Origin of the sequence: Neotamlana sedimentorum, assembly GCF_000943565.1 — a bacterium.
In the GTDB taxonomy this organism is placed as follows: domain Bacteria; phylum Bacteroidota; class Bacteroidia; order Flavobacteriales; family Flavobacteriaceae; genus Neotamlana; species Neotamlana sedimentorum.
In genome coordinates, this window is record NZ_JTDW01000046.1 from 1 (window position 1) to 992 (window position 992).

General features: G+C 35.2%; 1 protein-coding gene. It reads right to left on the minus strand.

Translation table 11 applies throughout. The features are described from left to right. Positions 1-19: 19 nt before the first annotated feature. The gene (locus tag PW52_RS16935; RefSeq protein WP_044634172.1) at positions 20-931 is read right to left on the minus strand and encodes an IS1595 family transposase; all 912 of its coding nucleotides are present in this window, start codon (positions 929-931) and stop codon (positions 20-22) included. Positions 932-992: the final 61 nt, after the last annotated feature.

The following is a 992-nucleotide window of genomic DNA, read 5'->3' on the forward strand; positions in this document are numbered from 1 at the left end:
TTTGCATATCCGTTATTAGTCATAATCCTGTAATATTAGCTATTACTAGCCTATCGAAGATTCGCTCTCCAAAATATCTGCGATTTAGCTTGTAAACAAACTCATTTAGATATAATTGCAAATATTTCCTCTTGATTTTATGATAATTACCTACAAAGTTTCGCTTAGCGTTACTTATTGCTATATGTACCCATTTTAGAGTTTCCCTTGTTGTTGTTTCGCTTGATTTTTCACTGATATGTATTTCTACAAAATCAGCAATATTAACATAGGATGTACTCTGGTCTGTAAAAACAATGGTCTGCTCTTGGTCAATTGCGTTTTCAAAAGTTTTATCTGTACCATCTGCTTTATGGTCTTCTAACACCTTTGCTTTAAAATATCGACATTGACGTTCTACTTTCCCTGTGTCCACATCTTCCAGAACTGTACTTTCTGCCATTACCATTACATTTGATTTTGTTTTACTTCCTCGTCCTGCCTTTTGCGTTTTGTGGTCATTTTCAGAAGCTTCTATGGTAAAATAGCCTTCGTCCATTTCTATCATACCTTCAAGCGTATATCTATCGTCCCTATTTCCCATAGCTTTTCTCAATTTATGAACCATTGCCCAAACTGGCTCATAGCGCTTCAAGCCTAACTGACTCTGTATCTCCTTTGAAGAAAACCCTTTCTTGGTCGTAGTTAGTAAGAACATAGTTTTGTACCATATCAAAAATGAAAGATTAGAACTCTGCATAATTGTTCCGCTACGAAGAGACGTGCGACTTCTACATTTTTTGCACTCATAGCTCCATTGGCTTTTTATCCAATAATGCGCTGTATGCGAGCAACGTTTACAAACAACACCTAACTTGTCTCGTTCTTCTTTGAAGTGTGCTCGACAAGCTTCTTCGCTGCCAAATTCCGCTGTAAAACTAAAAATATTCATACCTTGATTTTACTTAAAGATAATAATAATTTATAAATTATTAGTGTTTACGGATATACAA

Coding starts and splice junctions, on each gene's coding strand:
- PW52_RS16935 (WP_044634172.1), bottom strand. CDS start 931: ATGAATATTTTTAGTTTTACAGCGGAATTTGGCAGCGAAGAAGCTTGT.